Below are 26,231 nucleotides of genomic sequence, written 5' to 3'. Positions count from 1 at the left end.
GGTATGCGCATCACTCTCATTGAAAGCGGAAAGACAAGGGACCCTTTTATCAGGGAGGGTGTGGAGCTTTTTAAAAACAGAGTGGAGCGTTATGTCCCGTTCCGGATCGATACCGTCCCGGATCTGAAGAATACCCGGAGCATGACCATGAAGGAGGTGCAGGAAAAGGAGGGCAGGCTTATATTAAAACGTCTGAAACCAGGCGATTACCTGATTCTTCTGGATGAACGGGGAGAAGAGTTTCATTCCATCTCCTTTGCCGAGTACCTGAATAGCCTGGAGGGCCGGGTGGGCCATCTGCTTTTTGTGATTGGGGGGCCCTACGGATTTTCACCCGAAGTATATAAAAAGGCCGATGCAAAAATTTCTCTTTCAAAACTGACTTTTTCTCACCAGCTTGTAAGGCTGATCTTTATGGAACAGCTGTACCGGGCCTACACCATTCTTAAAGGGGAGCCATATCATCATGCCTGACCAGAAGACATATCCCAGATTGATTCTGCTGCTGGCAGCCTCCGTGTTTATGGTAGTGGGAATTATTTCAGCCACTCTGTTCAGGGAGGCTGGCTATTCCCGGAAAGATGTCCGGAATTTCGAGGACGTGCTTCATAAAAAGGAGCGCCTGCTCAAAGAGGAGTTCAGGGAGCTGGAGGCGCTTTTTATCAGCGAGAACCCCACCGGGATCCTCGACCGGAAATCGGCCGAATACCAGGAACTCGCCGCCAGGGAGGGAATCTATATATTCTATTATGAAGGAGGAGCCCTGACCTACTGGTCCGATCATACCATTGCTGTTTCGGACCGGTGGAGGTCCAGGATGGACAGGCCCTTTATCTCCCTGAGGAATGCCTCCTACGTCGGGGTTATTCATCCGGTAAAAAAGGGCAGATTGCTGGGAATGATCGAGGTGAAGACCCACTACCCCTTTCAGAACAAATTTTTAATGAACGGCTTTCAGAGGGATTTTAAACTGGATCCTGCCGTAAACATCGAGTTTTTTGAAGCTGAAGGGTCTGAAGCGGTTTTCAATGAGGCGGGCGACTATCTGTTTTCCCTGAATTTTACCGGAACCGCGCCCGAATCTCCGGGCCTGAAGATCCTGGCCGCCGGAAGCCTGCTTGTTTCGCTCCTGCTCTTTTTCGCGGGATGCTGTTCTGTATTAAAACGCATCAGTGGCCGGAGCAGATACCTGTGGCTGGGCCTGATCACCCTGCTGATTGCCGCCAGCACTGTGGGGGTCCTGAAATACGCCTTTCCCCCTCTGCTGACCGGGGGAAAGCTCTTCCAGCCGGATATTTATGCCAGCCGCTACTTTCCCTCCCTGGGGACCCTCCTGGTGTTTACGGTTTCGGCCCTGCTCCTGGCGGGGCTCTATTACCTCTATGGCAATTTGGAGAAAATTGGATCGAAAGCGTGGAAAAGGGGTGTCGCCACAGCTCTTTTTGTGGCTTCTGCACTGCTTTTGCTTCTGATAGAACAGCTGATCGGGACCCTGGTGCTGGATTCCAGCATCTCTTTTGAGGCTCACCGGGTGACTACCTTTACCTGGAGTACCGTAGTGGGATTGTCCATCATTATCATGTGGTTTCTCTTGCTGGGTCTGATCCTTGATAAAGCCATTGTCCTGCTGTCAGGATCTCTTTTAAGACCTTTGCTATACGGATCGGTCACCGTTTCCCTGACTTTTGCCGCAGCCTCGTTTTTTCAGGGAATGCAATGCTCCTGGATTGCCTGGATCGCTCTTTTGCTAATTCTCGGCGGACAGCTTTATTTAAGGTACAGGCAGGGGGGGCGCATTCCCTTTTCACGCTTCATTTTCCTGCTCCTCTTTATCTCTGTCTTTATAACCATCCGGCTGCAGGAGAACAACCGCATCCATGTCGAGCGAAAGCGCGAGGTGGAACTGGTCAAACTTGCCTCTGAACATGACCCGGTAGCCGAAATGCTTTTTAGTGAGATGTCCATGGCCATCCGGAACGACTCGGTATTTGCCCTTTACCTGAACCGGGAATATATCGACATTGACCAGGTGGAACAGGTGGTCAACAGGTTGCGACGTAATTACTTCTCGGGATACTGGAGCAAATACGATCTCCAGGTCACCATTTGCAGGCCGGACGATCGGGTGTACCTGGAGCCCCCGGATGACAGCTATGAGCACTGCTATACCTTTTTTAATGAGTGGATCGAGGAGTTTGGTATAGAGATCCCGGGCAGCGATTTTTATTTTCTGGATAATCTGAACGGGAGGATATCCTACCTGGCTTCCATTCCCTATTTCACGTCCGGGAGCGAGCAAAGGGTCTATATCGAGCTTAACTCCAAGATCTTTTCCGAAGAGCTGGGTTATCCCGAGTTATTGCTGGATGAGAATTACACCTCCTTTACCAGTTCCAGGTTCTCCATTGCCCGGTATAACGGGGGCGAACTTTTTTCCCAAAGCGGTGATTTTCCCTACCGGACCTCCAGTTCCCACTATACCAGCGGGGATCAGGAATTTGAGATCATTAGCCTTAAGGGGTACGACCACAGCATATACAATGTGGATCAACGGAATACGATTATTGTGGGGAGCCCTTCCATTACCGTGATCGACTACCTTATATTCTTTTCCTATATTTTTGCTTTTAACTTCCTCCTGGTGGCACTGGTGTACCTGCTCGTTTCCGTCCGCCTGCGACCGTCGCTGAACTGGAGCTTTAAGAACAGAATACAATACTCCCTGGTCGGGGTCCTCTTTCTCACTTTTGTACTGATTTGTTCAGGGACCATCTACTTTATTTTCCAGCAATACAGGGTCAAGCACAATGACAACCTGCGAAATACCATGCGTTCGGTTTATATTGAGCTGATGCATAAACTTGAATTCGAAGAAGACCTGAAAAACTGGTCATCGGACAGCTACTATAACCTGGATGAGTTGCTAAGAAAGTTCTCCAATGTATTTTATACCGATATCAACCTGTACGACCAGCAGGGATACCTCCTGGCTACTTCGCGCTCGGAGATCTTCGACAGGCAATTACTGAGCTACCGGATGAACCGGCTGGTGTATGAAAACCTCTCCAGGGAGAATGCTTCGGAATATATTCATAATGAGCACATAGGGGATATGAAATACATCTCGGCCTATGTACCGCTGATGAACAGTGAAAATAAATTCCTGGCCTATCTGAATCTGCCCTATTTTACCCAGTCGGGTGCTCTGGCCAGGGATGTGACCAATCTGGTGGTGGCTGTGATCAATGTATATCTGATTTTAATCCTGCTGATCCTTCTGGTCAGTGTATTTCTGGCCGACCGGATCACGCAGCCCCTGAGGATGATCCAGAACCGCATTGCCCAGGTAAGCCTGAACCGGAAAAATGAGATGATCCAGTACACCCGCAGTGATGAGATCAGGGGACTGGTGGAAGAGTATAATTATATGGTGCAGGAACTGGAACGGAGCGCCGGATTACTGGCACAATCGGAACGGGAATCTGCCTGGAGGGAGATGGCCAAGCAGATCGCACATGAAATCAAGAATCCGCTCACACCCATGAAACTGAATGTGCAGCACCTTCAGCGGGCCATTGCCGAAGGCAAGAGCAATCCGGAGATGATCCGGAGGATTTCGGCCACCCTGATCGAGCAGATCGATTCGCTGTCGGCGATCGCCCGGGAGTTTTCCGATTTTGCCAAGATGCCCCAGGCCAGGCACAGCAGGATCAATCTGGTGCCCAAGCTGAACAGTCTGCAGCAGCTTTTTGAATCCACGGACAGAGCGAAGATCCAGATCGATCCGGGGGAACATCGTATGGTATATGTGATGGCCGACAAGGAGCAACTGATGCGGGTCTTTATTAACCTGGTGAAAAACGGTCTGCAGTCCATCCCGGAAGGCAGGGAGGGGCTTATCCGGGTGGCTTTGAAGAAAGAAGAGGCTCATGTGGTAAAGATCACCTTCACCGATAACGGAAAAGGAATTCCGGAGGAGATCAGGGATAAGCTATTTCAACCCAACTTCACTACCAAGTCGGGGGGGATGGGAATGGGACTGGCTATCAGCCATAACATTATCAGGTCCCTGGGGGGGCGAATCTGGTATGATACGGTGCTGCACCAGGGAACCACCTTCCATGTAGAGCTTCCCGAATCGGTAGAAAAAAGATAAGATCCATCTGTTTTTTTTGTTATATTTAGATTTGATTGCCATAAGAACCCTGAATTGAACCGGAAGAGAGCCAAATACCTGCTTGCTTTGATACTGTGTTTAGCTGTTCAGCAGGTCTACCCGCAGTCCTATACGCCCATTAGCGGGGTGATCAACAAATACACGTCCATCACGGCCATCCAGAGCAGCCAGGGTTTTGATTCGGATACCGTTACCGTAACCAGTGTAGCTGATTTTGCTGTGGATGATACAGTGATGATCTACTGTGCGAAGGGGGCGCGTATCGGAACCGGGGATCCGGCTTATTTGCCCGGGGATGAGCTGTACCGGCCCGGCTGGGATGCCCAGAATCCCGGGAATGCGGGGAGATATGCCTTTTACCGGATCGAGACAATGATTGGGAACAACGTGGTGCTTAATGCGGCCTTAAATCCGGAGATTCTGCCCCTGGGGCCGGGAGAAGTGGCTCAGTTGATCCGGGTACGCTCCTACCGCTATGCTCAGGTGCCCCCGGCAGGATTAAGCGCCGATCCCTGGGATCCCGGAACCGGCACCGGTGGCGTGGTAGCTCTTTTTGTGCACGGCATTTTGCGGCTGGACGGGGATATCGATGTCTCGGGAAGGGGCTTTCGTGGCGCTCCGGGAAGCAGTGATGCTGATTATACGGCCGGTTGCCTGGACGGGGATACCATGAGCTATTTCTACCTGGACGGAGAGCGGTGGGCCGGTCTGAAAGGGGAAGGCATTACCGATACCCGTTTTCTGTATAATCGCGGGAAAGGCTCCAATATCAATGGAGGTGGCGGAGGAAATGGCCTCCTGGCCGGAGGAGGAGGAGGATCCAACTACTCGGCCGGGGTGCGCGGAGGAGAACAATCCACCGCGTGCACTCCCGGAGATTCCCTTACAGGAGGAGGGGGTGGATTTGATCTTGGCCGCTCCGGGTATTATTACGTAAATAAGAACGGAACTCCTCAAATTGACCATGCTGCTGATCGCATTTTCTTTGGAGGCGGGGGTGGAAGCGGATCAAAGCCCGCAGGTGCCGGCACTACCGATGGAGGCCATGGAGGCGGCATTGTGGTCATTGTGGCCGATACCATCCTGGGGAATGGTGGTGGAATCTATGCCAACGGAGGTGATGTTGTGGGAACTGCTGCCAACGGGGCCGGAGCAGGAGGAGGTGGCGGAGGTTGCATCATCCTGGATGTGGCCGGATACCGGGGCACTATCCCGCTATCAGCCGTGGGAGGAGATGGCGGTAACAGCAGCAGCACCGGAAGCGATACAACAGGGATGGGCGGGGCCGGCGGCGGCGGAATTTACTGGCATTCGGGAAGTGTAAACCCGCCTGAATTTCAGGCCAGTTTCTCCGCAGGAAACAACGGGGTTTTTGAGTCACTGCCGGATTATGCCCCCCTGGCATCGCCCAATCCACCTGTCCGGAAGGATGAACTGGTGGCCCCGCTCAGGGGATTCCTGTTTAACCCGGTGCCTTCCGAATTCTGGATCTGTGGGGATCAGGACCCGGAACCCATTATCGCTGCAGAACCCAGGGGCGGGGACGGGACCTATACCTATCAGTGGATCGACAGCTCCAGCACTCAGAATTTCTGGGCCGATATTGCCCTTGCTAACGGAAAAGATTACGATCCCGGGCCGCTATCGGATACAACCTATTTCAGGAGGATTGTAACATCCCTGGGCCTGTCCGATACCAGCTTCCGGATTGCGGTCTATGTACATCCGGAGATCACCGGCAATACCATTGCAGCCAGTGATACGGTCTGTTCGGGGAATCCCCCGGAGCTTTTCGCCTCGGGGGCCACCATCGGAGGCGGACCCACCGTGGGGACCTTCACCTACAAGTGGCAGCATCTGCCTGATGGAGCAGGCAGTTATTCGGATCTCACCGCTGCTGTCGCAGAACCCACCTACCAGGCCGGTGCGCTGTTCACCTCCACCGACTACCGGAGAATCGCCTATGCCGGGGTCTGCGTCGACACTTCCAACGAGGAGAGCGTCCGGGTTCTGGAAGCCCTCACCGGCAATGTAATTACCCCCAACGACACCATTTGCGTCAATACGGTCCCCGATCTGATCAGTGGTCCCGCTCCCTCCGACGGAGATCAGGATGACCTGCGTTACCGGTGGCTCAGCTCTGCCAGTCCGGGAGTGATGGGTTCCCCCATCGCCGGGGAGACCGGCCTCAGCTATCAGTCGCCGGCCCTGAGTCAGACCACTTATATCCGCCGGGTCGTGCTCTCGGGGAACGACGATGCCTGTCGCGATACCAGCGCCTATGTGGAGATCCTGAATGTTCCTGCCATCAACGGCAACAGCATTGCCTCCCCGCAGACCGTGTGCCAGGAGGACCGGCCCGATCCTCTTACCGGATCATCCCCCGGTGGAGGATACCTGGGCCAGTACAGCTATACCTGGATTGCCAGCACCGATCTGGCCAGCTGGGCACCCGCCACGGGAGGGGGTTCCAACGGTGTGGCAAGCAACTTCGATCCCGGGGTCATGAGCGGCGATACCACCTGGTACCGCAGGGTGGTTGGATCCGGCGGTCTGCAGCTGGCCTGTAAGGATACCAGCTCTGCCATTGTGATCAATGTGCTTCCCTCCATCACCAACAATGTGGTCACTCCCGTAGATGATATCAAGTGTCAGTGGGATGTGCCGGAGGCGATTATAGGTTCCCTGCCCGGGGGAGGTGCCACGGTAGCAGGAAACGATCCCACCCGGGAATACCGCTGGGAAGTATCGGTCATGGAGCTGGAACCTGGAGTGGGCGACTGGACTCCTGTTGCTTCCGGCTCAACAGGCCAGAGCTATACAGATCCGGATCAGCTCACCAGCGATGTGAACCGCTGGTACCACCGGATCGTGATCAGCGGACCGGAGGGGCAGTGCAGGGATACTTCCAACAGGGTACACCTGGATATCCATTCGGCCATTACGGCCAATGCCATTGATGCTGCCCAGGCTATCTGTTTTAACGACAGCAAGGCTCTAAGGCATGAGTCCCTGGCAGGAGGTGAAGTGGGCTTCACTCCCATATATACCTGGCGCAGCTGGCTGGAAGGAGAGAGCGTGGCCGATGCAGTGCCCCTTGCAGGCTCCGATCAGCAGGAATTTGTGGGCGGGCCTTACAGCGATCCGGCTACCCTGACTTACTTTTATGACCGGGTGGTGGAGATCGGCTCCTGCCGCGACACCTCTGCATCCATGATGGTGACTGTTATGCAGCTGCCGGGAGGCGAGCTCACCGATGCAGCTTTCTTTGCCTGTGAAAAGGATACGGCCCTGCAGCTGGATCTCAATATGGGAAGCCTGAGTGTCGGGCACTATGTGACTCCCTGGCTTGTTTATCTGAAAGACGGGGTGCATACGGGAATCGGACCGGGGCTGGTCGACCAGGATATGGATGTGGTTAACATTACGATGGATACCGAAGGTGCTGACCATATCAGTTATACCTACGAAATAGAATCGATCCTTTATTATCCGGAGGATGGCTATGCCTGTACAGCCCCGGCAGCCAACCTGCCCCTTAGCCCGGTGGAGGTGAGTCTTGCCCGTATGCCCGATCCACAGATCCTGGTGGATGGTGTGGCCAGGGATAGTTACAAGGTATGCAGCGATACGGCGACTCTCCGGCTGGATCCCGATAACGGGAATTCGAGCAGATGGAGTGTGCCGGCAGGCGCCCTTTTATTCACTCCCGGAAGCGGCCAGGATGAGTATATTGTTTCTATACCGGACAGGCATGAGGACTATGGAGAGTACCGGATTTTTATCAGGAGCGAGGCCGGGGATTGTGCCGGCCTGGATTCCATGGATCTGCACTTCTTTGAGCAGCCGGCACCTGCCTATGCCGGGCCGGATACGGTGCTCTTTCTGGTCAACGCGGTGCAACTGAGAGCCGATCCCCCGACGGCAGGGACCGGAACCTGGGCATTGACCAATGGCAGCGGAATTATCGCAGAGGAACATAATCCCGGCACCTTTGCCTATGAACTGGGCCTGGGAGAAGAGAACACCTTCAGGTGGACGGTACGTAACGGGGAGGACGAGGGGATGTGCACGACATCCAGTGATGTAACCATAGTCCACCGGAACGAGGTAAAAAAGTACCAGGGCTTCTCGCCCAACGGCGACATGAGCAATGAATACTACATCATCCAGGGGCTGCCTTATGCCGATGAGTTTTCGGTCTCCTTTTTTAACTCGCTGGGGAATACAGTCCGAACCGTTACCAACGAGAATATGGATGAGATGGAGATTGATGAATCCCTGATTGCCCATGGATTGCGGGAAGACGAGATGGTTGTATGGGATGGCCGGTCCAATAACGGGAATATGGTTCCCTCGGGAACCTACTATTTTGTGGTGACCTTTATTATGCACCAGCGCGACTATCTGAGCGGTGAGATAGACCGGACCGATTCTTATGAATTTAAAGGTTATGTAGTCGTAGTGCGTGAATAAGATGAAAAGTAACTGGCTCATAGGTATATTTTTATTGGTGGTGTTATCCGGCTCCGCGCAGAACACCCTGATCCCCTCTGTGAGCAATTATCATCTTACCTGGACCACCATCAATCCCGCCTTTTCCGGTTTCAGGGATGCCATCAGTATCAGCTCCCTCTATCGTTCGTCCCTTTACGGTCCCGGGCTGGGGCCCACCGATATGCAATTAAATGTGCACTCCCCCGTTGGCAACTCCAAGGTGGCCTTAGGCGGCGTGGTGGCATACAACACCGTTCCCAATATTCAAAACCTCTACTCCATTATGAGCACCTATGCCTACCGGATCTATCTGGGCAGCGGCCGGCTCGCTTTCGGGCTGTCGGCTGGCATGTATGGAGTGAACAGCGATCTGAGCAGTATTGATCTGCGTGATCCGGGTGACCCCTCCTTTCCCGAGAATCCTTATCAACGCTGGTTTCCCAACTTTGGAACAGGGGTCCTTTATTATACGGAGAAGCTTTTTGTGGGACTTTCGGTCCCCGAATTACTCTCAATTCCCACGGAGGATCAGGGAATCGGATCGGCAAAATTTGAAAATTACCGTTTTATCCTGACCGGTGCCTACCAGTTTAATTTCAGCAGGGACTTTCGTCTGAAGCCCTCCCTGTGGTTCGACTACAATAAGGCTTATACCTCCTTTAAAGCCAGTCTGAATATGGGATTCCTGGATTCACGTGTTTATGTGGGAGGAGCCTACGACTACCCAAACTTTGCAATCGCACTCCTGAACTTCCAGGTGAATCCTCAATGGCTGATTGGTTATGCCTATACCTTTAACACGGGTCCGGTCCGGAAGGCCCTGGGAGGAAGTCATGAGGTGGTGCTTCGCTGGGAATTAAGACCGGTGATCCGGACCATTCCGGATGACCCATTTTATTTTTAGGTGATGAAGAGAGCAATTCTTGTTATATGGTCCCTCCTGATCCTGCTCCCCCTGGCGCTGGGTCAGGATTATTACCAGTTGCGGAAGCAGACCAGAATCTCCACGGGGCTTCATGAAGCTGCTGCCATTCCTTATGATGAAGGGGGCATTGTTTATATCACTGAATCGAACAGCGTGGGAGCCAGCAGTCCGACCGATGCTCAGGGCAGGAAGCTCTATACCATATTTTTAATGGAGAGCGGAGGAAAGAAAAGGCACTTCCGGTCTGAACTGGTCAGCCAGAAGCATGAAGGGCCGGTTTCTTTCACGGCCGATTTTAAGACCATGGTGTTTTCCCAACAACGACCGTCCCTGGGCAGGATGGATCCCCTCGGTCTCTATTTTGCCGAATATGTGAATGGGGAATGGGTGAACGAAAGGGCCTTTGAATTTAACGATGATGTGGCCTGGCTCTTCTCCCCCTCGCTCTCCGGCGATGGACGGACCCTCTTTTTTTCAGCAAATTTTGAGGGAGGAATGGGCGGATTTGATATTTACCGGTCCAGACTCAGGGGGGGAGCCTGGAGCAAGCCGGAAAATCTGGGTCCCGGAGTGAATACCCCCGATAATGAGATCTACCCGGTGATTCACCCTTCAGGCAGGCTCTATTTTTCATCGGATGGCCATGACAACCATGTGGCGGGCTTTGATCTCTTTGAGACGGCCAGTGTGGAAGGAAAGTGGGCCAAGGCCGTCCGGCTGGGAGCTCCTTTTAATACCCTTTCCAATGATTACCATATCTGGTTCAGCGAAGATTTTAAGGAAGGTTACCTGACCAGCGACGGGAGGGGCGGGACCAAGGATATCTTCACCTTTCATACAGATATTCCTGTATTTGAATCGCCGGAACCCATCCGCAGAACCTATTACAAATACCTGCTTCGCGACAAGAATCTGGATACCGTGGATACCGAGCTGTTTTCCTACTTCTGGCTTATCAATGATACCCTGGAGCTGCCCGGTCATGAAGTTATTTACCAGTTTCCGGAGCCGGGAGTTTACGAATGCAAATTAATGGTACATGATCTTCAGCTGGATACCCTGGTTGTTCAGGATACAAAATCCCTGCCCATCAGGCTGCACGAACAGGCAGTGATCCTATGTACCGATACCACCACGGTGAACACCCCGGTCCTCTTTGATGGCAGCGAGACCTATCTGCCGGGATTTTCTGCAGGCAGATATCTCTGGGAGTTCGGAGACGGAACCTACGGAGAGGGATTACAGGTGACGCACAGCTACCTTTACCCGGGTAGGTACCGGGTCATGCTTGGAGTTGAGGAGCGAAAGAGAAACAGGAAAGACACTCCTGAGCTGAGGGTAAGTTATAAGGATATCCTGGTGCTTCCCCAGGCACCATAGTCCCCTCTTTTTTTCGTTCACGCATACATGCATGTTTAATAACTCTTGGTCAAAGTTGCATGGATTTTGCATATTTTTAGGAAATATTGAAATTTGAGGAAAATGAGCAGAATAATAAGCGCTTTTATATTATTGGTAATGTGTGCGATGGGTTATTCTCAGCCGGTCCCCAACGTGGAGGAGAACATCCTTTACCTGATGACTTTCGGAAAGTCGGCGGATACCGATTGGGGCGATGATGATTTTTCCCAGACATTTTTTTTCCAGATCCCGGAAGATTACGATCAGCCTTTTTTTATCCGGGTCTTTGATCCCGATACAGGCGGAGAGATTGATGAGATTGCAGGAGTATTTGATACCCGCTGTGTGTTCGAGGTTTTCGGAGGTGAGGGCAACTGGTCCAATCCGGCTGCCAAAGAGACCAGTCCCGTCGGAAATTATAAAAGCGGCACACTTCTGGCTACCAGGGCCTTCACCGCCAACCCCCGCTATGACAACAACTGGTTTAGCTTCGGGCCTTTTAATCCGGCTCAGGGGGAGTTTGTGGAGGAGTTTAAAAGTTACATTTTCAAGGTGATCTGCGAAGGGGTGTCGGGCGATGACGGGAATATGTACCGGTACTACCTGAGTACCAGTGCCACCGAAAACCGGAGCATTGAAAATGCGAATGCCTTTGCCTATGAATACTCCTTCAGAATGCACAATGTGGTGGATGAAGTGGCCCATATCTATCCTTATGTGGATGCAGGAACCACGTCGGTCCGGATCTCTAATTTTGACTGGGATTTTGATGGCAGTATTGTGGTGATCTCCGTGGCCAGGCAGGGGCGCGAGGTAAAGATTTCCGGGGAGGATCACTGGTCTCATGATGAACTGAGGATCCAGGAGGAAGAGATTGAACACTCCATGGATTTCAGGTTTGTTAAATCCCCGTCACTGGTCAGGAATAACAATGTGGTGGTCAATGTGAGGAACCAGTACGGGGAAGCCATGCGGTTCTATTCCATTCCACTGGGAGGAGTTCCCAAATACAGGGGAGAGGTGGAGTTTGTTCCTATTGACTAATATGAACTAAAATATTTCCTGTGAAAAGACGCTCTGTTTTCGTTCTTATCTTCCTGCTTCCCCTGTACGGGCTTGCCCAGACCTATCAGTTCTCCAATTACGGACTGGATGAAGGCCTGTTCGACAAATTTACCTATACCCTTAACCAGGATCCGCAGGGCTTCTTATGGATAGGCACCGGGGCAGGATTGTGCAGGTTCGACGGGAACGAATTTGAAAATGATTTCAAGGGGGATTCCATAACTACCAGCATTGCACATTCCAGTTTGCTTGATTCCCGGGGGCGCCTCTGGTTCGGACATGAGAATGGCCTGTTGTCCGTCTACCGGGATGGGGCTTTCCGGCTCATCGCCCCCAGTGATCACCATCGTTCCAAAATAACCGCGATCAGGGAGAGTAAGTCCGGAAATATCCTGGTACTCTGTCAGCAAAGCGGACTACTGGTCCTTGACAGGGATCTGAAGATTATTTATGAACGGGATCCGGAAAATCCCGAGGATCCCTTTTCCGGCAAATTCCTTTACGATATGCAGGAGAGCTCCGATGGCACCCTGCTGGTCGCCACCCAGGACGGAGTGAGTCTGTACAGGTACGATGAGGATCTGAAGATCTACATCCATACCGGGGTACTGCCCGGGCTTCAGTACCTGGGCGTACAGGAACTGGTAGGTGCCCTGAATCAGAACGAATACTGGGCGGGAACCGAGGATGAAGGATTATTCAGGATCACCGGGGAGGGATTTGATCCGGCAGGATACCGGGTTGAAAAAATCGGTCAGGGTCAGGGAATAGAATATGCCAGTATTGCTTCCATTGTTTTCGATGGAGACAGAAGAGTCTGGATCAACAGTCTTAGCGAAGGAATCTACAGGTTCGACCTGGATGAGAACGGAAACCTGGGGAACTCTCTCCTGTTCTCTCAGAAAAATGGGCTGACAAGTGCTTATATCAACCATATTTTTGTGGATGAGGAGGGGAATCAGTGGTTCTCTACACCAGGGAACGGCCTTACCGTTTTGAGGGACCAGGCTTTCACCTTTTACAGTATCTGGAAGGAGGAGGGCTATTCCGATGTGACGGCGGTGTTTGCAGACGGTGAGCTCAGGTGGTTCGGGGGAGAAGGCAGGATCGCCTCGGTCAGGGGAAGTCTCAGCGGGGATGCGGGCGGAGCATATTCTTACCTGGGGAGAAGCAATGGCCTCCCCGATGATTACATTACAGCCCTTTATACCGATAAACAACATAATCTCTATATCGGGACCCGGAATACGGGATTGTACTGGAAAAGAGCCGGAACATCCGGGATTATTCCCCTCCTGCAGTCCAGGAACTCCCTGGAGAACAGCATCCGTGCCATTGACGGAAATGATACGGTTCTTTATCTGGCCACCAACAGCGGGGTCTGTATCCTGAACCCGCTTACAGGGAAATATTCCTTCCGCACGACAGCCAACGGTCTGCCACATAATCTGATTAATGACCTGCTGGTGGGCCGGAACGGGGAAGTGTGGATTGCCACCCGGTCCAGCGGTTTATACAGCATCAGTTCAGAACGGCATATCCCGGTAGCAGACCGGCCGAACGTGGAGTATGTGACACTGGCCGAGGGTGAGGATGGTGTGATTTGGGCGGGTACCGCAGGCGATGGGGTATTTAAGTTTGATCTGAACAGGGAATCCCAGGAGTATTATTCTGCCGACAGGGGACTCAAATCCAATAATACCTATGCCCTTACAGCCGATCCAAGGGGAAAAATCTGGGCAGGACACCGGATGGGACTGAGTGCCATCCATCCCGGCCGGAAGACGGTACGGAGTTTTGGCAGAGAGTCGGGGTTTAAGTCTGATGTCAACCAGAACGCAGTAGCAATAAGTTCCGATGGAAAGATGCTGTTTGGGTCCACGGGGGGGGTTATTGAATATGATGCCTACCAGGCCCGGGAGGACACCGCTGCTCCCCGCTTAAGTATTAAGTCCATTGAAATTAACGGGGATCCCTATAGTCCTGATGAGGCCATCAGGCTCAAATATGGCAAATACAGGATTCGTATCGAATTTGTGGGGATCAATCTCATTAACCCGGAGCAGGTAAGTTACCAGTATAAACTGGATAATTTTGATGAGGAATGGTCGCGGGCTTCCAACCTTTCCTTTGCCTATTACGGGCGGGTGGAGGACGGAAACTACACCTTTATGTTAAAAGCCTGTGATGGCAATGGCAACTGCTCCCCGGAGCCATTGACCTTTGATCTTTCCGTAAGGATACCTGTCTGGAAGGCCTGGTGGTTTATCTTCGCACTGGTCATGCTGGTGCTTACCGTAATTTTCGCAGTATTTAAGATCAGGGAGCGAAACCAGAAGGCGATACAGGAGTATCTTCAGCGTCAGCTGGACGAGCGCACCCGTGAGGTGGTTCAGCAGAAAGAGGAGATTGAGGTGAAAAACAGGGATATCACCGACTCGCTCAATTATGCCCAGCGAATACAGGCCAGCATCCTGCCCCCCATTAAGAAGCTGCATGATGCCTTTACGGGTAGTTTTGTGTTTTATCAGCCGCGGGATATTGTATCGGGCGACTTCTACTGGTATGAAAAGGTCGATGAAAACCGGTTTATGGTGGTTTGTGCCGACTCAACAGGCCATGGGGTCCCGGGGGCATTCATGTCCATGATCGGGACCACTCTGATCAAGGATATTTGCCTGAGAAGCGGTATTACAAAACCTTCCCAGGTGCTCACCACCCTCGATAATGAGGTGAGGGAGGCCCTGAACCAGAATGTGGAGACCAGTGGTTCCAACGATGGAATGGATATTATTGTGGCCGAGGTGGACATGAGAACCAACAAGTTCACGGTGAGCTCTGCCATGCGCCCGGTCATTATATATTCAGGCGGTGAGCAGATCTATGTGAAGGGAAGCCGGAGTTCCATCGGGGGACAACTGGATGAGGACAGGGTAGAGAAGGATTTTATCGATCAGGAGTTTATGCTGAACAAAGGGGATATCATTTACATGTTCTCCGATGGCTATCCCGATCAGTTTGGGGGACCGCTTGGCCGGAAATTTAAAATGGTCAGACTCAAGAACCTGCTCCGGGATATACATGATAAGCCCATGGATGAACAATACAACTATATCAAGAGCAACTTCTTCCTCTGGAAAGAGGACCTGGAACAGGTCGATGATGTATTGTTTATGGGAATCCGGATCTGATCAATACTCCTCCAGCTCAATCCCGCTTAGTACGATCACATCGGTGGTGTCGGTGTTGCTGCGGTTGAAGTCCCTGTCGAATATCCAGAAGGTGTAGTAGATGGTATCGTATTTGATGACAGGGTAGGCAATCTCCAGGTCCATGGTTCCGCTTAATGGTTGCTTGTCCAGGTATGGGATCCTGTATTTGAGAAGGCCGCCATCGTCATCAGGAATCTGCACATAATCATAGCCCTGCAGGTCATAGAGTTGAAGGAAAAAATTGTATTTGACCGTATCGGGCAGATTCAGATCCGTGGTGTCTGTCAGGGGAGCCAGCCCCAGATTTCCATCGCCATCGGTAAATTCAAAGGTGAGCTGACCCACGAGGGTCCTGTTGCCCAGTGCGTCCACCGAAATAAAAAGACCAAAGCCCTGGTAGTCTACCACCGGTTCGTCGGGATATACCGGGTCAATCTCATTGCAGGAGAGCACCAGAAGCAGGGCACTGAAAAGAATAAACCGGAGCGTTCTCATTTGTATACAATACTACAAAAATCCTGCCTATTTTTTTCGCATGAAAATCCGGATGGGGACTCCGGTGAATTTGAAGTGTTTCCGGATCTGGTTTTCCAGGTAACGTTTATAGGGTTCACGGATGTACTGGGGCAGATTACAGTAAAATGCAAATGCAGGGGCATGCGTGGGAAGCTGTGTCACATACTTAACCTTAACGTGCTTGCCCTTCACCGAGGGAGGATGATACTCCGCAATGGCCTTCTGCATCACCTCATTCAGCTTCGATGTGGGAATCCGGACCTGCCGGTTCTTATAGACCTCTATGGCCAGGTCCAGGGCTTTATGGATCCTTTGTTTGGTGAGCGCGGAAACAAACAGCACGGGTACATCCACAAAAGGCTCGAGCCTTTTTTTAACAGCCTCTTCGAATTTTTTCATGGTCCGGGTCTCCTTGTCCACCAGGTCCCATTTATTGACCAGCACCACCACCCCCTTCCGGTTACGTTCTATAAGATGAAAGATGTTTACATCCTGCGACTCAATCCCCTGGGTGGCATCGATGAGCAGCATGCAGATATCGGCATATTCGATGGCCCGGACCGATCTCATGACCGAATAGAACTCCAGGTCTTCCTTCACCTTCCCCTTTTTCCGGAGTCCGGCTGTATCCACCAGGTAGAAATCATGATTGAACTTGGTATAGCGGGTATGAATGGAATCGCGGGTGGTACCCGAGATGGGGGTTACTATATTTCTCTCCTCTCCGATCAGGGCATTCACCAGGGAGGATTTCCCCACATTGGGACGGCCAACCACCGCAATTCTGGGGATCTCTTCCTCCTCTTCCTCTTCCACCTTTTTTGCGAACATGGAGGTAAGCCGGTCCAGCATATCACCGGTACCACTCCCGTTGATGGAGGAGAGAGCCGAGTACTCGCCCAGTCCGAGTCCGTAGAAAACACTGGCATCATAGAGCCTGTTGGAATTATCCACTTTGTTTACCACAAGCAATACCGGTTTCTGGATCTTCCGCAGCATGCCGGCAATGGTCTGGTCCAGGTCGGTAATCCCTGAAACAACGTCTACCAGAAAGAGCACCACATCGGCTTCTTCAATGGCAAGCAGAACCTGCTTTCGTATCTCCTCCTCAAAAACATCATCCGAGTTGGTGACATATCCGCCGGTATCGATGATACTGAATTCATGCCCGTTCCAGATCACCTTCCCATAGTGCCGGTCGCGTGTAACACCACTGACTTCATCGACGATGGCCTGGCGGGTTTCGGTCAGGCGGTTAAAGAAAGTGGATTTTCCCACATTGGGTCTTCCAACGATGGCTACAATATTTCCCATACTCCAGATCCCTTAACGATAACCAAAATTCTTAATAAAGCGTTCGTTGTTGCGCCAGTCTTTTTTCACCTTTACGCGAAGTTCAAGAAATACTTTCTTCTGAAAAAAGCTTTCCATATCCAGTCTGGATTCCTTTCCCACCTTTTTTAAGGCCAGTCCCCTGTTCCCGATCAGGATCCCTTTCTGACTGTCGCGCTCCACATAAATCAGGGCGCTTATCCGGATCAGTCTGTCCTCCTCTTTAAACGATTCCACCTCCACCTCCACCGCATAAGGGATCTCCTGTTTGTAATAGAGCAGGATCTTCTCCCGGATCATCTCTCCCGCAAAGAACCTTTCCGATTTATCGGTCAGTGCATCCTTGGGATAATAGGGGGGCGATTCGGGCAGGAGCTCCAGGATTCTCCTGAAAACCGAATCCACATTAAACTTTTCCAGGGCCGAGATGGGGATCTTCTCCGCTTTGGGAAGAATCTTTTCCCAGAGCTCCATGCTTGTTCTTACCTTTTCCTGGTTGCTCAGATCTATCTTATTGATCACCAGCAAAACCGGCACCTTCGCCCTGGCCACCTTTTGCAGGAAGGCATCTTCCGGATCCGGTTTTTCCCCGATCTCGGACAGGTAGATCAGTACATCGGCATCCACCAGGGCCGAACGGGCAGCTTTTAACATGTTTTCCTGTAACTTGTAACCGGGTTCGAGAATTCCGGGGGTGTCCGAAAAAATCACCTGGTAATCAGCTGTATTCAGGATTCCAAGGATCCTGTGCCTGGTGGTCTGCGCCTTGGAGGTGATAATAGAGAGTTTTTCCCCCACCATGGCATTCATCAGGGTCGATTTGCCCACGTTGGGCTTACCGATAATATTGACATATCCCGCTTTGTGCTTCATCCTACTCGTAAGCATTCATTTTTAACCGGCTAACCTCTTTCTCCGTAAGGAACCTCCACTTCCCCCTGGGCAGGTTCTTCTTGGTGAGTCCCCCAAAATAAACCCGGTCCAGCTTATCCACCCTGTAACCCAGAGATTCAAACATTCTCCGCACAATGCGGTTTCTGCCGGAATGGATCTCCAGTCCAACCTCCCGCTTGCTTTCACCACTCACATAGCTGATGGCATCGGGCTGGATAAATCCATCCTCCAGGGTAATGCCCCCGGCCAGTTTATTCAGGTCGCTTCCCGGGAGATTCTTGTCCAGGAACACATGGTAAATCTTTTTCTTGTTGCTGGAAGGATGGGTCATTTTTTTGGCCAGGTCCCCGTCATTGGTAAACAGCAAAACCCCGGTCGTATTCCGGTCGAGCCGTCCCACCGGGTAGATCCGCTCCGGGCAGGCATCCCGGATCAGCAACATCACCGTTTTCCGCTCCCTGGGATCATCGGTGGTGGTCACATAGTCCTTTGGTTTGTTCAGCAGCAGGTATACTTTGCGCTCGGTGCGAATACGTTCGCCATTGTACCGGACCTCATCTCCCGGCATAACCTTGCTTCCCAGTTCGGTAACCGCTTTTCCGTTGACGGTAATCAGACCGGCCGAGATCAGCTGGTCAGCCTCCCTGCGGGAGCAGATACCGGCGGAGGCAATATACTTATTGAGGCGCACCAGTTCGCCGGATTTTTCAGCGGCGGGCCGGCTCTGTTTTTTGGCAACAGATTCTTTGCGGTTCTGCCTCAGAGGCCGGGAACCACTTTCTCCGGTCAGCATGGGTCTTTTCCCAACACGGCCCCCCCCCTTTTTTGGCGCTTCTGCTCTACTCAATGGCCTGAATATTAATATGAAGTTAAAGGCTACAAAGATACAGCTTATTAAATTACATTCCTGGAATATTAGTCTTAACTTTGATACCGTTTTTAAAATCAGACAAAAATGAGTTTAGTGATCTCAATTTCAGGCATTCGCGGAACCATCGGAGGGCAACCTTCGGAAGGCTTAACCCCCATCGATACCGTTCAATTTGCATCTGCTTACGCCTCCTGGCTCATCGCCGGGTCAGGAAAAAAAAGGCCTTCTGTGGCCCTTGGACGCGATGCACGCATTTCAGGCCCCATGGTGGAGCAGCTGGTGTCGGCCACCCTGTCGGCCATGGGTGTGGATGTATACCTGATGGGACTGGCCACTACCCCCACGGTCGAGCTGGCGGTGACCGGGACAGGCGCTGATGGAGGTATTATACTGACAGCCAGCCATAACCCGGCTCAATGGAACGCCTTGAAATTGCTCAACAGTAGGGGGGAGTTCCTCTCAGCGGCAGATGGAGAAGCGATCCTGGAGATGGTCAGGACCAACAATTACAGCTATACAGATGTTAAAAATCTGGGGCTTATTAAACCTCTGGAAGGAATGGACGTCAAACACATCGATCAGGTACTGAAGCTGGACCTGGTCAAAGCAGAGAAAATTGCAAAAAAGAAATTTCGCGTGGCTATAGATTGTGTTAATTCGGTTGGAGGCATCATTTTACCAGCATTGCTCCATGCGCTGGGGGTGCAGGAGGTGATAGAACTCTATTGCGATCCCAGCGGTGACTTTCCCCATAACCCGGAGCCACTTCCCGAAAACCTCACAGAGATATCGGAACTGGTGGTACGGGAAAAGGCCGATGTGGGCTTTGTCGTAGATCCCGATGTGGACCGTCTGGCCATTGTTTGCGAAGACGGGTCGATGTTTGGCGAAGAGTACACCCTGGTGGCCATAGCCGATTATATACTCTCAAGGACCCCGGGCAATACAGCTTCCAATCTGTCTTCCACCCGGGCCCTCCGGGATGTGACCGAGGGGCACGGACAATCCTACTTCCCTGCTGCGGTGGGAGAAGTGAATGTGGTGACTGCCATGAAAGAGCATGATTGTGTCATTGGTGGTGAGGGGAATGGCGGAATTATTTACCCTGCTTTGCATTACGGCAGGGATGCCCTGGTGGGGATCGCCCTGTTCCTGACCCATCTGGCGGAAAGCGGTATGGACTGCAGTGTATTGCGAATGTGTTATCCCGATTATCATATATCAAAAAATAAGATCAGCCTGCCCGACGGAGCGGATGCGGATCTCCTGCTGGCAGCCTTTGAGAAAGCGCATGCAGCCTATGATGTCAATACCGTGGACGGGGTCAAGGTGGATATGCCAGAAGGATGGGTGCATCTGAGAAAATCAAATACAGAACCAATTATAAGGTTGTATGCCGAAGCTTCGAGCAGTGAAGAGGCAGAACGTATTGCCGGCGACGCCATGCAAACCATTCATAAACTGATTAATTAGTAATATTTCAAAAGGAGTTATGAAAAAGAGAACATTAATAGCCATTGTTATTCCTGCAGTTATCATCATTGCACTGATACTCTATTCAGTACTGTCAGGTAAAGAGAAGGAGATCGTGCTGGAGACCGAGGTGCAGCAGGGACAGTTTGAGATCGTGGTCATGGTAACCGGCGAGTTACAGGCTATCCGCGAGACCGAGATCCAGGCCCCGTCTCAGCTGCGAAGCAGGAACCTGCGAATTCGCAGTGTCAAGATTCAGGATCTGATCCCTGAAGGTACCGTGGTTGATTCGGGCGACTGGGTGGCTACCCTGGACCGCTCCGAGGCGGATAACTCCCTGAAGGATATCCTGGATAACCTGGAACAGAAAGAGTCTGAATATATGCGTACCAAGCTGGATACCACCATGCAGCTTCGCGAGCTTCGCGATGAATTATTTAACCTGAAATTTGCCATGGAAGAGGCTCAGATTACGGTGGAACAGTCGAAATACGAACCCCCGGCCACCATCCGCCAGGCAGAGATTGAACTGGAAAAGGCTGAAAGAGCCTATGACCAGGCTGAAAGCAATTATGGCCTGAGAGTAAGTCAGGCCCGGGCAAATATGCGTGAAGCGGAGATCAATATGGCACGGGACCGGCGGAGCAAGGAGGAGATGGAAGCGGTGCTGCAAAAGTTTGATATCTATGCACCCTCTTCGGGAATGGTGATTTATAAAAAAGACTGGAGCGGAGAAAAACGGACTGCCGGAACAGAGATTAATACCTGGGACCTGGCCGTGGCCACACTGCCCGATCTCTCCACCATGATCTCCATGACCTATGTGAATGAAATTGACATCAGCAAATTGAAGAGAGGGCAGAAGGTTAAAATCGGAGTGGATGCCTTCCCCGAAAAGCAGTTTACGGGCGAGGTGACCGAAGTGGCCAATATTGGTCAGCAGCTGCCCAATACCGATGCCAAGGTTTTTGAAGTGAGAATTGAGCTGAATGAGCGGGACTCCATTCTCAGGCCCTCCATGACCACCAGCAACCAGGTCATCACCCAGGTGCTGGACAGCGTACTCTTTCTTCCGTTGGAAGCCGTTCATGCCAATGACAGCCTGACCTTTGTCTATACCCGGGACGGCCGGAAACAGGTGGTGGTGCTGGGTGAATCCAATGAGAATCATATTGTGGTGGATATGGGACTAAAGAAGGGCGAGAAGCTCTATCTCTCCAATCCGGATAACCCCGAAAACTTTAAGTATGCCGGGCTGGAGCTGATGGATGAGATTCAGCGCAGAAAGGCCGAGGAAGAAAAGCAAAGGAGGGAGATGCAGGAGCAGATGAACCGGCCGAGACAACCGCGCAATATCCAGGGAGGACCTCCCCAGGGTCGTCCGCAGGGAGAAGCCCAGGGAACTGAGCAGGCAGAAACCCGGGTTAGTAATGCAAACAGAACCGGGGGGGAGTAAGATGGGACGTTATTTGCATGATATTGTCATTGCTATCGAGTCGATCCTGGCAAACCAGATGCGCAGTATCCTGACTGCCCTGGGTATTATTTTCGGTGTCGCTGCGGTAATTACCATGCTGGCCATCGGCAAAGGGGCCCAGCAGGAGATTCTTGATCAGATCAAGATGGTAGGGGTGAACAATATAATCGTCACGCCCATTATAGAAGCTGCCAATGGAGGGGACAGTGAATCTTCCGGAGAAAGCCAGACAAAGAAATTCTCACCGGGCCTTACCATGCAGGATGTGGAAGCCATTCTGGAAGTGATTCCAACTGTCCGGACAGCCTCGCCCGAAATTACCCTGAACAGCAATGTGATCAAGGAGGGGAAAAGGGCCAGTGCCAAGCTGCTGGGAGTCTCGAGCGCCTATTTCGAGATTTATAATCTCCCCATTGAGGAGGGGACCTTCTTCAATGAGTACCAGGAGGAGAATGGTATTCCGGTCTGTGTGATCGGGGCCAATATCAAGAATAAATTTTTTAGTAAGGAGAATCCCATTGGCAAGTATATCAAATTTGACAAGGTATGGCTGAAGGTGATCGGAGTGCTGGAGAAAAATGAAGTTACGCTGACCCGCTTCGAAAACATCGGGGTCAACGTGATGAACGACAACATTTATGTTCCGGTCAAAACCATGCTCCTGAGGTACCAGAACCGGGCCCTGGTGGGCACCCGGGTGGTGGGGAGTACCAATGTGATGCGCAGGGGGCCTATGGTGGCCGCTTTCACTTCTTCTAACGATAGTGAATCTAACTACAACCAGCTGGACCGGATTATCGTACAGGTGAATGAATCGAGCGAGCTTTCTCCCTCTACCGACCTCCTGGCCCGTTTGCTGCTCAGGCGTCACGAGGAGGTCAAGGATTTTGAGATCACCGTACCGGAGCTGCTGCTTAAACAGGAGCAGCGAACCAAAGATATCTTTAATATCGTACTGGGAGCCATCGCCAGCATCTCGCTGCTGGTGGGTGGTATCGGGATTATGAATATCATGTTTGCCTCGGTGATGGAGCGTATCAAGGAGATTGGGACGCGACTGGCCATTGGAGCTCAGAAGCGGGACATTGTGGTTCAGTTCCTTGCCGAGGCGGTGCTGATCAGCGTGAGTGGCGGTTTGGTTGGGGTGATTATTGGTGTCCTGGCCTCCTGGCTGATTACCAACTTTGCCGATATCGCCACCATCGTCACACCCATCAGCGTGATTATCTCATTTGTAGTCTCCGCATCTGTCGGGGTTATTTTCGGGTACTCTCCGGCCAAAAGGGCTTCTGAGAGAGATCCCATTGAATCTTTAAGGTATGAATAGTATGTTTCGTAAGCTAATAGCAGGACTGGCGCTGGTTCTTGGAATCCAGGCATCTGCCTGGTCGCAGTCAGATATTGAAGTGATTGAACTTACCCTTCCCGAGGTCATCGAGGTGGCTCACGAGCAGTCGCTGATGTCGCTGATGTCCAGGCACCGGTTTCGCAGCTCTTATTGGGAGTTCAGGGCCCACAAGGCAAGCACCAGGCCAGGCCTGACCCTGGAGGGAACCCTGCCCTCACTGACCAATGCCACCGAGAGTGTGATACAACCCGATGGGACAGAAGAGTTTGTGGAACGTTCCTTTATGAGGACTTCCCTGGATATGCAGCTGAACCAGAATATCTGGCTCACCGGCGGACGGGTATTTGTCTCCTCCCAGCTCCAGCGGAACGATAATTTCGGAGAGGAGCCACCGACCAAATATCTTTCTTACCCGGTAACCATAGGATTTATGCAGCCCATCAACGGGTACAATGAGTTTAAGTGGGACCGGAAGATTGAACCGATGAAGTATGAGGCGGCCCAGCTGACCTATATCAATACCATGGAACGTGTAAGTCAGCAGTCGGTGAGGTATTTCTTTGACCTGGCCCTGGCCCAGATCAACCTGGAGATTGCTCAGAAGAACCTGGCCAATTCAGACACCCTATATCAGATTGCCCAGGGTCGTTACCAGCTGGGGACCATTGCGGAGAACGATCTTTTACAACTGGAACTCAGCCGTCTTAATTCGGAAACGCAATATAATGAGGCCACCATCGATCTGGAATTACGGAAGTCGAGGCTTCGTTCCTTTCTGGGGTTCAACGAAAGAGTGAGCCTGAAGCTGGTCCTCCCCAGAGAGGTTCCGGAGATTACCATGGATTATAACAGGACACTGACCGAAGCCAGAGAGAATAATCCGGAGATCCTGACCATGGAACAGCAACTGCTGGAGGCTGAACGGGCGGTGGCCGAGGCCCGGTCGCAAAAGGGGATCCGGGGCGACCTGTTTGCACAGATCGGCTTCAGTGGAGTCAATGAGGATCTGCGCAGCGCCTATACGGATATGGCCCGGCAGCAGCGTGTTGAGGTGGGGGTTCAGATTCCCATCCTGGATTGGGGCCTTGGAAAGGGGAGGTACCGCATGGCCCAGTCGGCCGAAGAGGTGGTAAAAATGGACGTCAGCCAGTCGCTGATCGATTTCAATGAGAATATTTTCCTGCAGGTGATGCAGTTCAACCTGCAGGACGACCAGGTGGCCATCGCAGCCAAGGCCGATACCATTGCCGATCTTCGCTACGAAGTGACCAAACAGCGTTTCTTAATAGGGAAGATCGATGTGCTCGATCTGAATGTGGCACTCGAGGAGAAGGATGTGGCCCGCAGAGGCTATGTGGAGGCCATGAGAAATTATTGGGACTACTACTTTGACCTGAGGGGACTTACCCTTTACGACTGGCAGAAGGATATCAAGCTCAGTGAGGATTTTGACGACATTCTGGATTTGTAGATCAGCTCCGGAAAGCCAGACTGTACTGGCTTATATGATTCAGGATCTCCCGGTCATCCTGTGATAGCTGCATTCCCCTGCGTTCCATAACCAGGTTGGCGGTCTCCAGGACCTTTTCCATCCGGTATTCGCTAAACCCCTCTGCACCTCCCCAGCTGAAGGAAGGAATAAAGGCGGGGGGGAAGCCGGGTCCGAAGATATTGGCAGAAACGCCTACCACGGTACCGGTGTTAAACATGGTATTGATCCCGCACTTGGAATGATCGCCCATGATCAGTCCGCAAAACTGATTTCCGGTAGGGATAAAGGTGCCGGAGGGGTAGTTCCAGATTTTCACTTCGGCGTAGTTATTTTTCAGGTTGGAATTGTTCGTGTCGGCTCCCAGGTTGCACCATTCACCTATCACCGAATTCCCCAGAAAACCATCATGGGCTTTATTGGAATTCCCCAGCAGAACCGAATTATTAATCTCTCCTCCCACTTTACTGTAGGGCCCGATGGTGGTGGGCCCATAGATTCTGGCACCCATCTTTACCACGGCCCCCTCGCAAAGCGCAAAAGGTCCCCGTATCAGGCTTCCCTCCATGATCTCGCTGTCCTTACCCAGATAGACAGGGCCCCGTGAGGCATTCAGGGTAAAGTACCCTCCGCTGAACCCGGGTTCCACAAATACCCTCCCGGGTTGATCCACCCGTACGCTATCATTCAGTTTTTCGCTCTTTCTTCCCCCGGAGATCCTGAGGAAATCAGCCTCAATCTCCTGTCCGTTCAGACGAAAGATCTTCCAGGGGTAGTCCACCCATGAAAGCTCAGCGCCATACTCTTTTCCCTTAGCGATCCATTTATCCGGATCAAACCCTGGTTCCGGCTTCTCGCTGGTCCGGGCTGCCAGCAAAACGCCGTTCTTCACAACAGCCTGCTTATCCTGCAGATTCTGAATGGCAGCGACGATCTCCCTGTCGGGTAAAAGGGTGCTGTTCACGTAGAGATTATCCGACCCGGTCCGGCAGGGAAACTTGTCGCGCAGGTATTCCCTGGTCAGGGGGGTGGATTTGATCTTAAGATCATGTTCCCACTTTTCTGCAATGGTCAGAATCCCGATCCTGAGCTCCGAAACCGGACGGGTGAAGGTAAGGGGAAGCAGGTTGTCCCAGGAGTGATCATCGAACAGGATCAGCGCCATTTTTTTATTTAAAAGTAAAAAAAAAAGCCATCCTTGAAGAGATGGCTTTTAAACAGATTTGCTGATCTGCTATTTGTTTTTTTTGTCCAGGTGACTCTTATAGCGGTTCATAAACTTGTCCACACGTCCGGCGGTGTCTACCAGTTTCATCTTACCGGTATAAAAAGGGTGCGAAGTACTGGAGATTTCAAGTTTAATCAGCGGATATTCAAGGCCATCTTCCAGTTTAACCGTCTCCTTCGAGGGAGCTGTTGATTTGGTTACGAATGTGAATCCATTGGACATGTCCCTGAATGCAACAAGCCTGTAGTTCTTCGGATGTATATCTTTCTTCATTGTCTTATTGGTTTCAATATCTGCGCTTTTTTCAAAACGGAATGCAAAGATAG

The 26,231-nt window shown here is 51.7% G+C and carries 16 protein-coding genes and 1 pseudogene; 11 read left to right on the top strand and 6 right to left on the bottom strand.

All coding sequences use genetic code 11. The features are described 5' to 3' along the window. Positions 1–3 precede the first annotated feature (3 nt). The 7 genes from rlmH (at position 4) to P1P86_07985 (ending at position 15,256) form a co-directional block, all read left to right on the top strand. Positions 4–474: a 23S rRNA (pseudouridine(1915)-N(3))-methyltransferase RlmH gene (gene rlmH, locus P1P86_08015; protein ID MDF1575118.1), complete on the top strand. Its 471-nt coding sequence runs from the start codon at positions 4–6 to the stop codon at positions 472–474. Further along, positions 467–4,156: an ATP-binding protein gene (locus tag P1P86_08010; protein MDF1575117.1), complete on the top strand. Its 3,690-nt coding sequence runs from the start codon at positions 467–469 to the stop codon at positions 4,154–4,156. Before rlmH ends, P1P86_08010 begins: the two co-directional genes overlap by 8 nt. A gap of 54 nt (positions 4,157–4,210) precedes the next feature. Next, positions 4,211–8,653: a gliding motility-associated C-terminal domain-containing protein gene (locus P1P86_08005; GenBank protein MDF1575116.1), complete on the top strand. Its 4,443-nt coding sequence runs from the start codon at positions 4,211–4,213 to the stop codon at positions 8,651–8,653. Between the two features lies 1 nt (position 8,654). Beyond that, positions 8,655–9,578 carry a type IX secretion system membrane protein PorP/SprF gene (locus P1P86_08000; protein MDF1575115.1) on the top strand — a complete coding sequence of 308 codons (924 nt, stop codon included), beginning with the start codon at positions 8,655–8,657 and terminating at the stop codon, positions 9,576–9,578. A 3-nt stretch (positions 9,579–9,581) separates the two neighbouring features. Beyond that, positions 9,582–10,979, top strand: a complete 1,398-nt coding sequence (locus tag P1P86_07995; protein MDF1575114.1) for a PKD domain-containing protein — start codon at positions 9,582–9,584, stop codon at positions 10,977–10,979. Positions 10,980–11,081: 102 nt separating this feature from the next. Next, positions 11,082–12,044 carry a hypothetical protein gene (locus P1P86_07990; protein ID MDF1575113.1) on the top strand — a complete coding sequence of 321 codons (963 nt, stop codon included), beginning with the start codon at positions 11,082–11,084 and terminating at the stop codon, positions 12,042–12,044. A gap of 20 nt (positions 12,045–12,064) precedes the next feature. Then, on the top strand, positions 12,065–15,256 hold the full coding sequence (locus P1P86_07985; GenBank protein ID MDF1575112.1) for a two-component regulator propeller domain-containing protein: 3,192 nt from the start codon (positions 12,065–12,067) through the stop codon (positions 15,254–15,256). Here P1P86_07985 and P1P86_07980 read toward each other — a convergent pair whose 3' ends face one another. The 4 genes and pseudogenes from P1P86_07980 to P1P86_07965 all read right to left on the bottom strand — a co-directional run bounded on the left by P1P86_07980 (position 15,257) and on the right by P1P86_07965 (position 18,710). Then, the gene (locus P1P86_07980; GenBank protein MDF1575111.1) at positions 15,257–15,772 is read right to left on the bottom strand and encodes a hypothetical protein; all 516 of its coding nucleotides are present in this window, start codon (positions 15,770–15,772) and stop codon (positions 15,257–15,259) included. A gap of 27 nt (positions 15,773–15,799) precedes the next feature. Continuing rightward, positions 15,800–17,107: a ribosome biogenesis GTPase Der gene (gene der, locus P1P86_07975; protein MDF1575110.1), complete on the bottom strand. Its 1,308-nt coding sequence runs from the start codon at positions 17,105–17,107 to the stop codon at positions 15,800–15,802. Between the two features lie 12 nt (positions 17,108–17,119). Continuing rightward, positions 17,120–17,998 (bottom strand): GTPase Era, encoded by an 879-nt coding sequence (era, locus tag P1P86_07970; protein MDF1575109.1) that lies wholly within the window; start codon positions 17,996–17,998, stop codon positions 17,120–17,122. Between the two features lies 1 nt (position 17,999). After that, a pseudogene (locus tag P1P86_07965) lies at positions 18,000–18,710 on the bottom strand (pseudouridine synthase). A gap of 264 nt (positions 18,711–18,974) precedes the next feature. Between P1P86_07965 and glmM the strand changes: the two are divergent. The 4 genes from glmM to P1P86_07945 are packed head-to-tail and all read left to right on the top strand — an operon-like array spanning position 18,975 to position 24,659. Then, positions 18,975–20,363 (top strand): phosphoglucosamine mutase, encoded by a 1,389-nt coding sequence (glmM, locus tag P1P86_07960; GenBank protein MDF1575108.1) that lies wholly within the window; start codon positions 18,975–18,977, stop codon positions 20,361–20,363. Positions 20,364–20,382: 19 nt separating this feature from the next. Continuing rightward, the gene (locus P1P86_07955) at positions 20,383–21,819 is read left to right on the top strand and encodes an efflux RND transporter periplasmic adaptor subunit (protein MDF1575107.1); all 1,437 of its coding nucleotides are present in this window, start codon (positions 20,383–20,385) and stop codon (positions 21,817–21,819) included. Continuing rightward, positions 21,794–23,167, top strand: coding sequence for an ABC transporter permease (locus P1P86_07950; protein ID MDF1575106.1), 1,374 nt, complete (start codon positions 21,794–21,796; stop codon positions 23,165–23,167). Before P1P86_07955 ends, P1P86_07950 begins: the two co-directional genes overlap by 26 nt. After that, a complete protein-coding gene (locus tag P1P86_07945; protein MDF1575105.1) occupies positions 23,160–24,659 on the top strand; it encodes a TolC family protein in 1,500 nt (499 codons plus the stop codon). The genes P1P86_07950 and P1P86_07945 overlap by 8 nt, the downstream gene beginning before the upstream one ends. A gap of 1 nt (position 24,660) precedes the next feature. Here P1P86_07945 and P1P86_07940 read toward each other — a convergent pair whose 3' ends face one another. Both P1P86_07940 and P1P86_07935 read right to left on the bottom strand, forming a co-directional pair. After that, entirely contained in the window at positions 24,661–25,842 is a 1,182-nt protein-coding gene (locus P1P86_07940; GenBank protein ID MDF1575104.1) for a GlmU family protein, read from the bottom strand. 69 nt (positions 25,843–25,911) lie between these two features. Further along, positions 25,912–26,178 carry a type B 50S ribosomal protein L31 gene (locus P1P86_07935; GenBank protein ID MDF1575103.1) on the bottom strand — a complete coding sequence of 89 codons (267 nt, stop codon included), beginning with the start codon at positions 26,176–26,178 and terminating at the stop codon, positions 25,912–25,914. Positions 26,179–26,231: the final 53 nt, after the last annotated feature.

Source organism: Bacteroidales bacterium (assembly GCA_029210725.1).
Classification (GTDB): Bacteria; Bacteroidota; Bacteroidia; order Bacteroidales.
The sequence above is the reverse complement of the archived record's forward strand: the minus strand, read 5'-3'. Positions and strand labels throughout refer to the sequence as shown.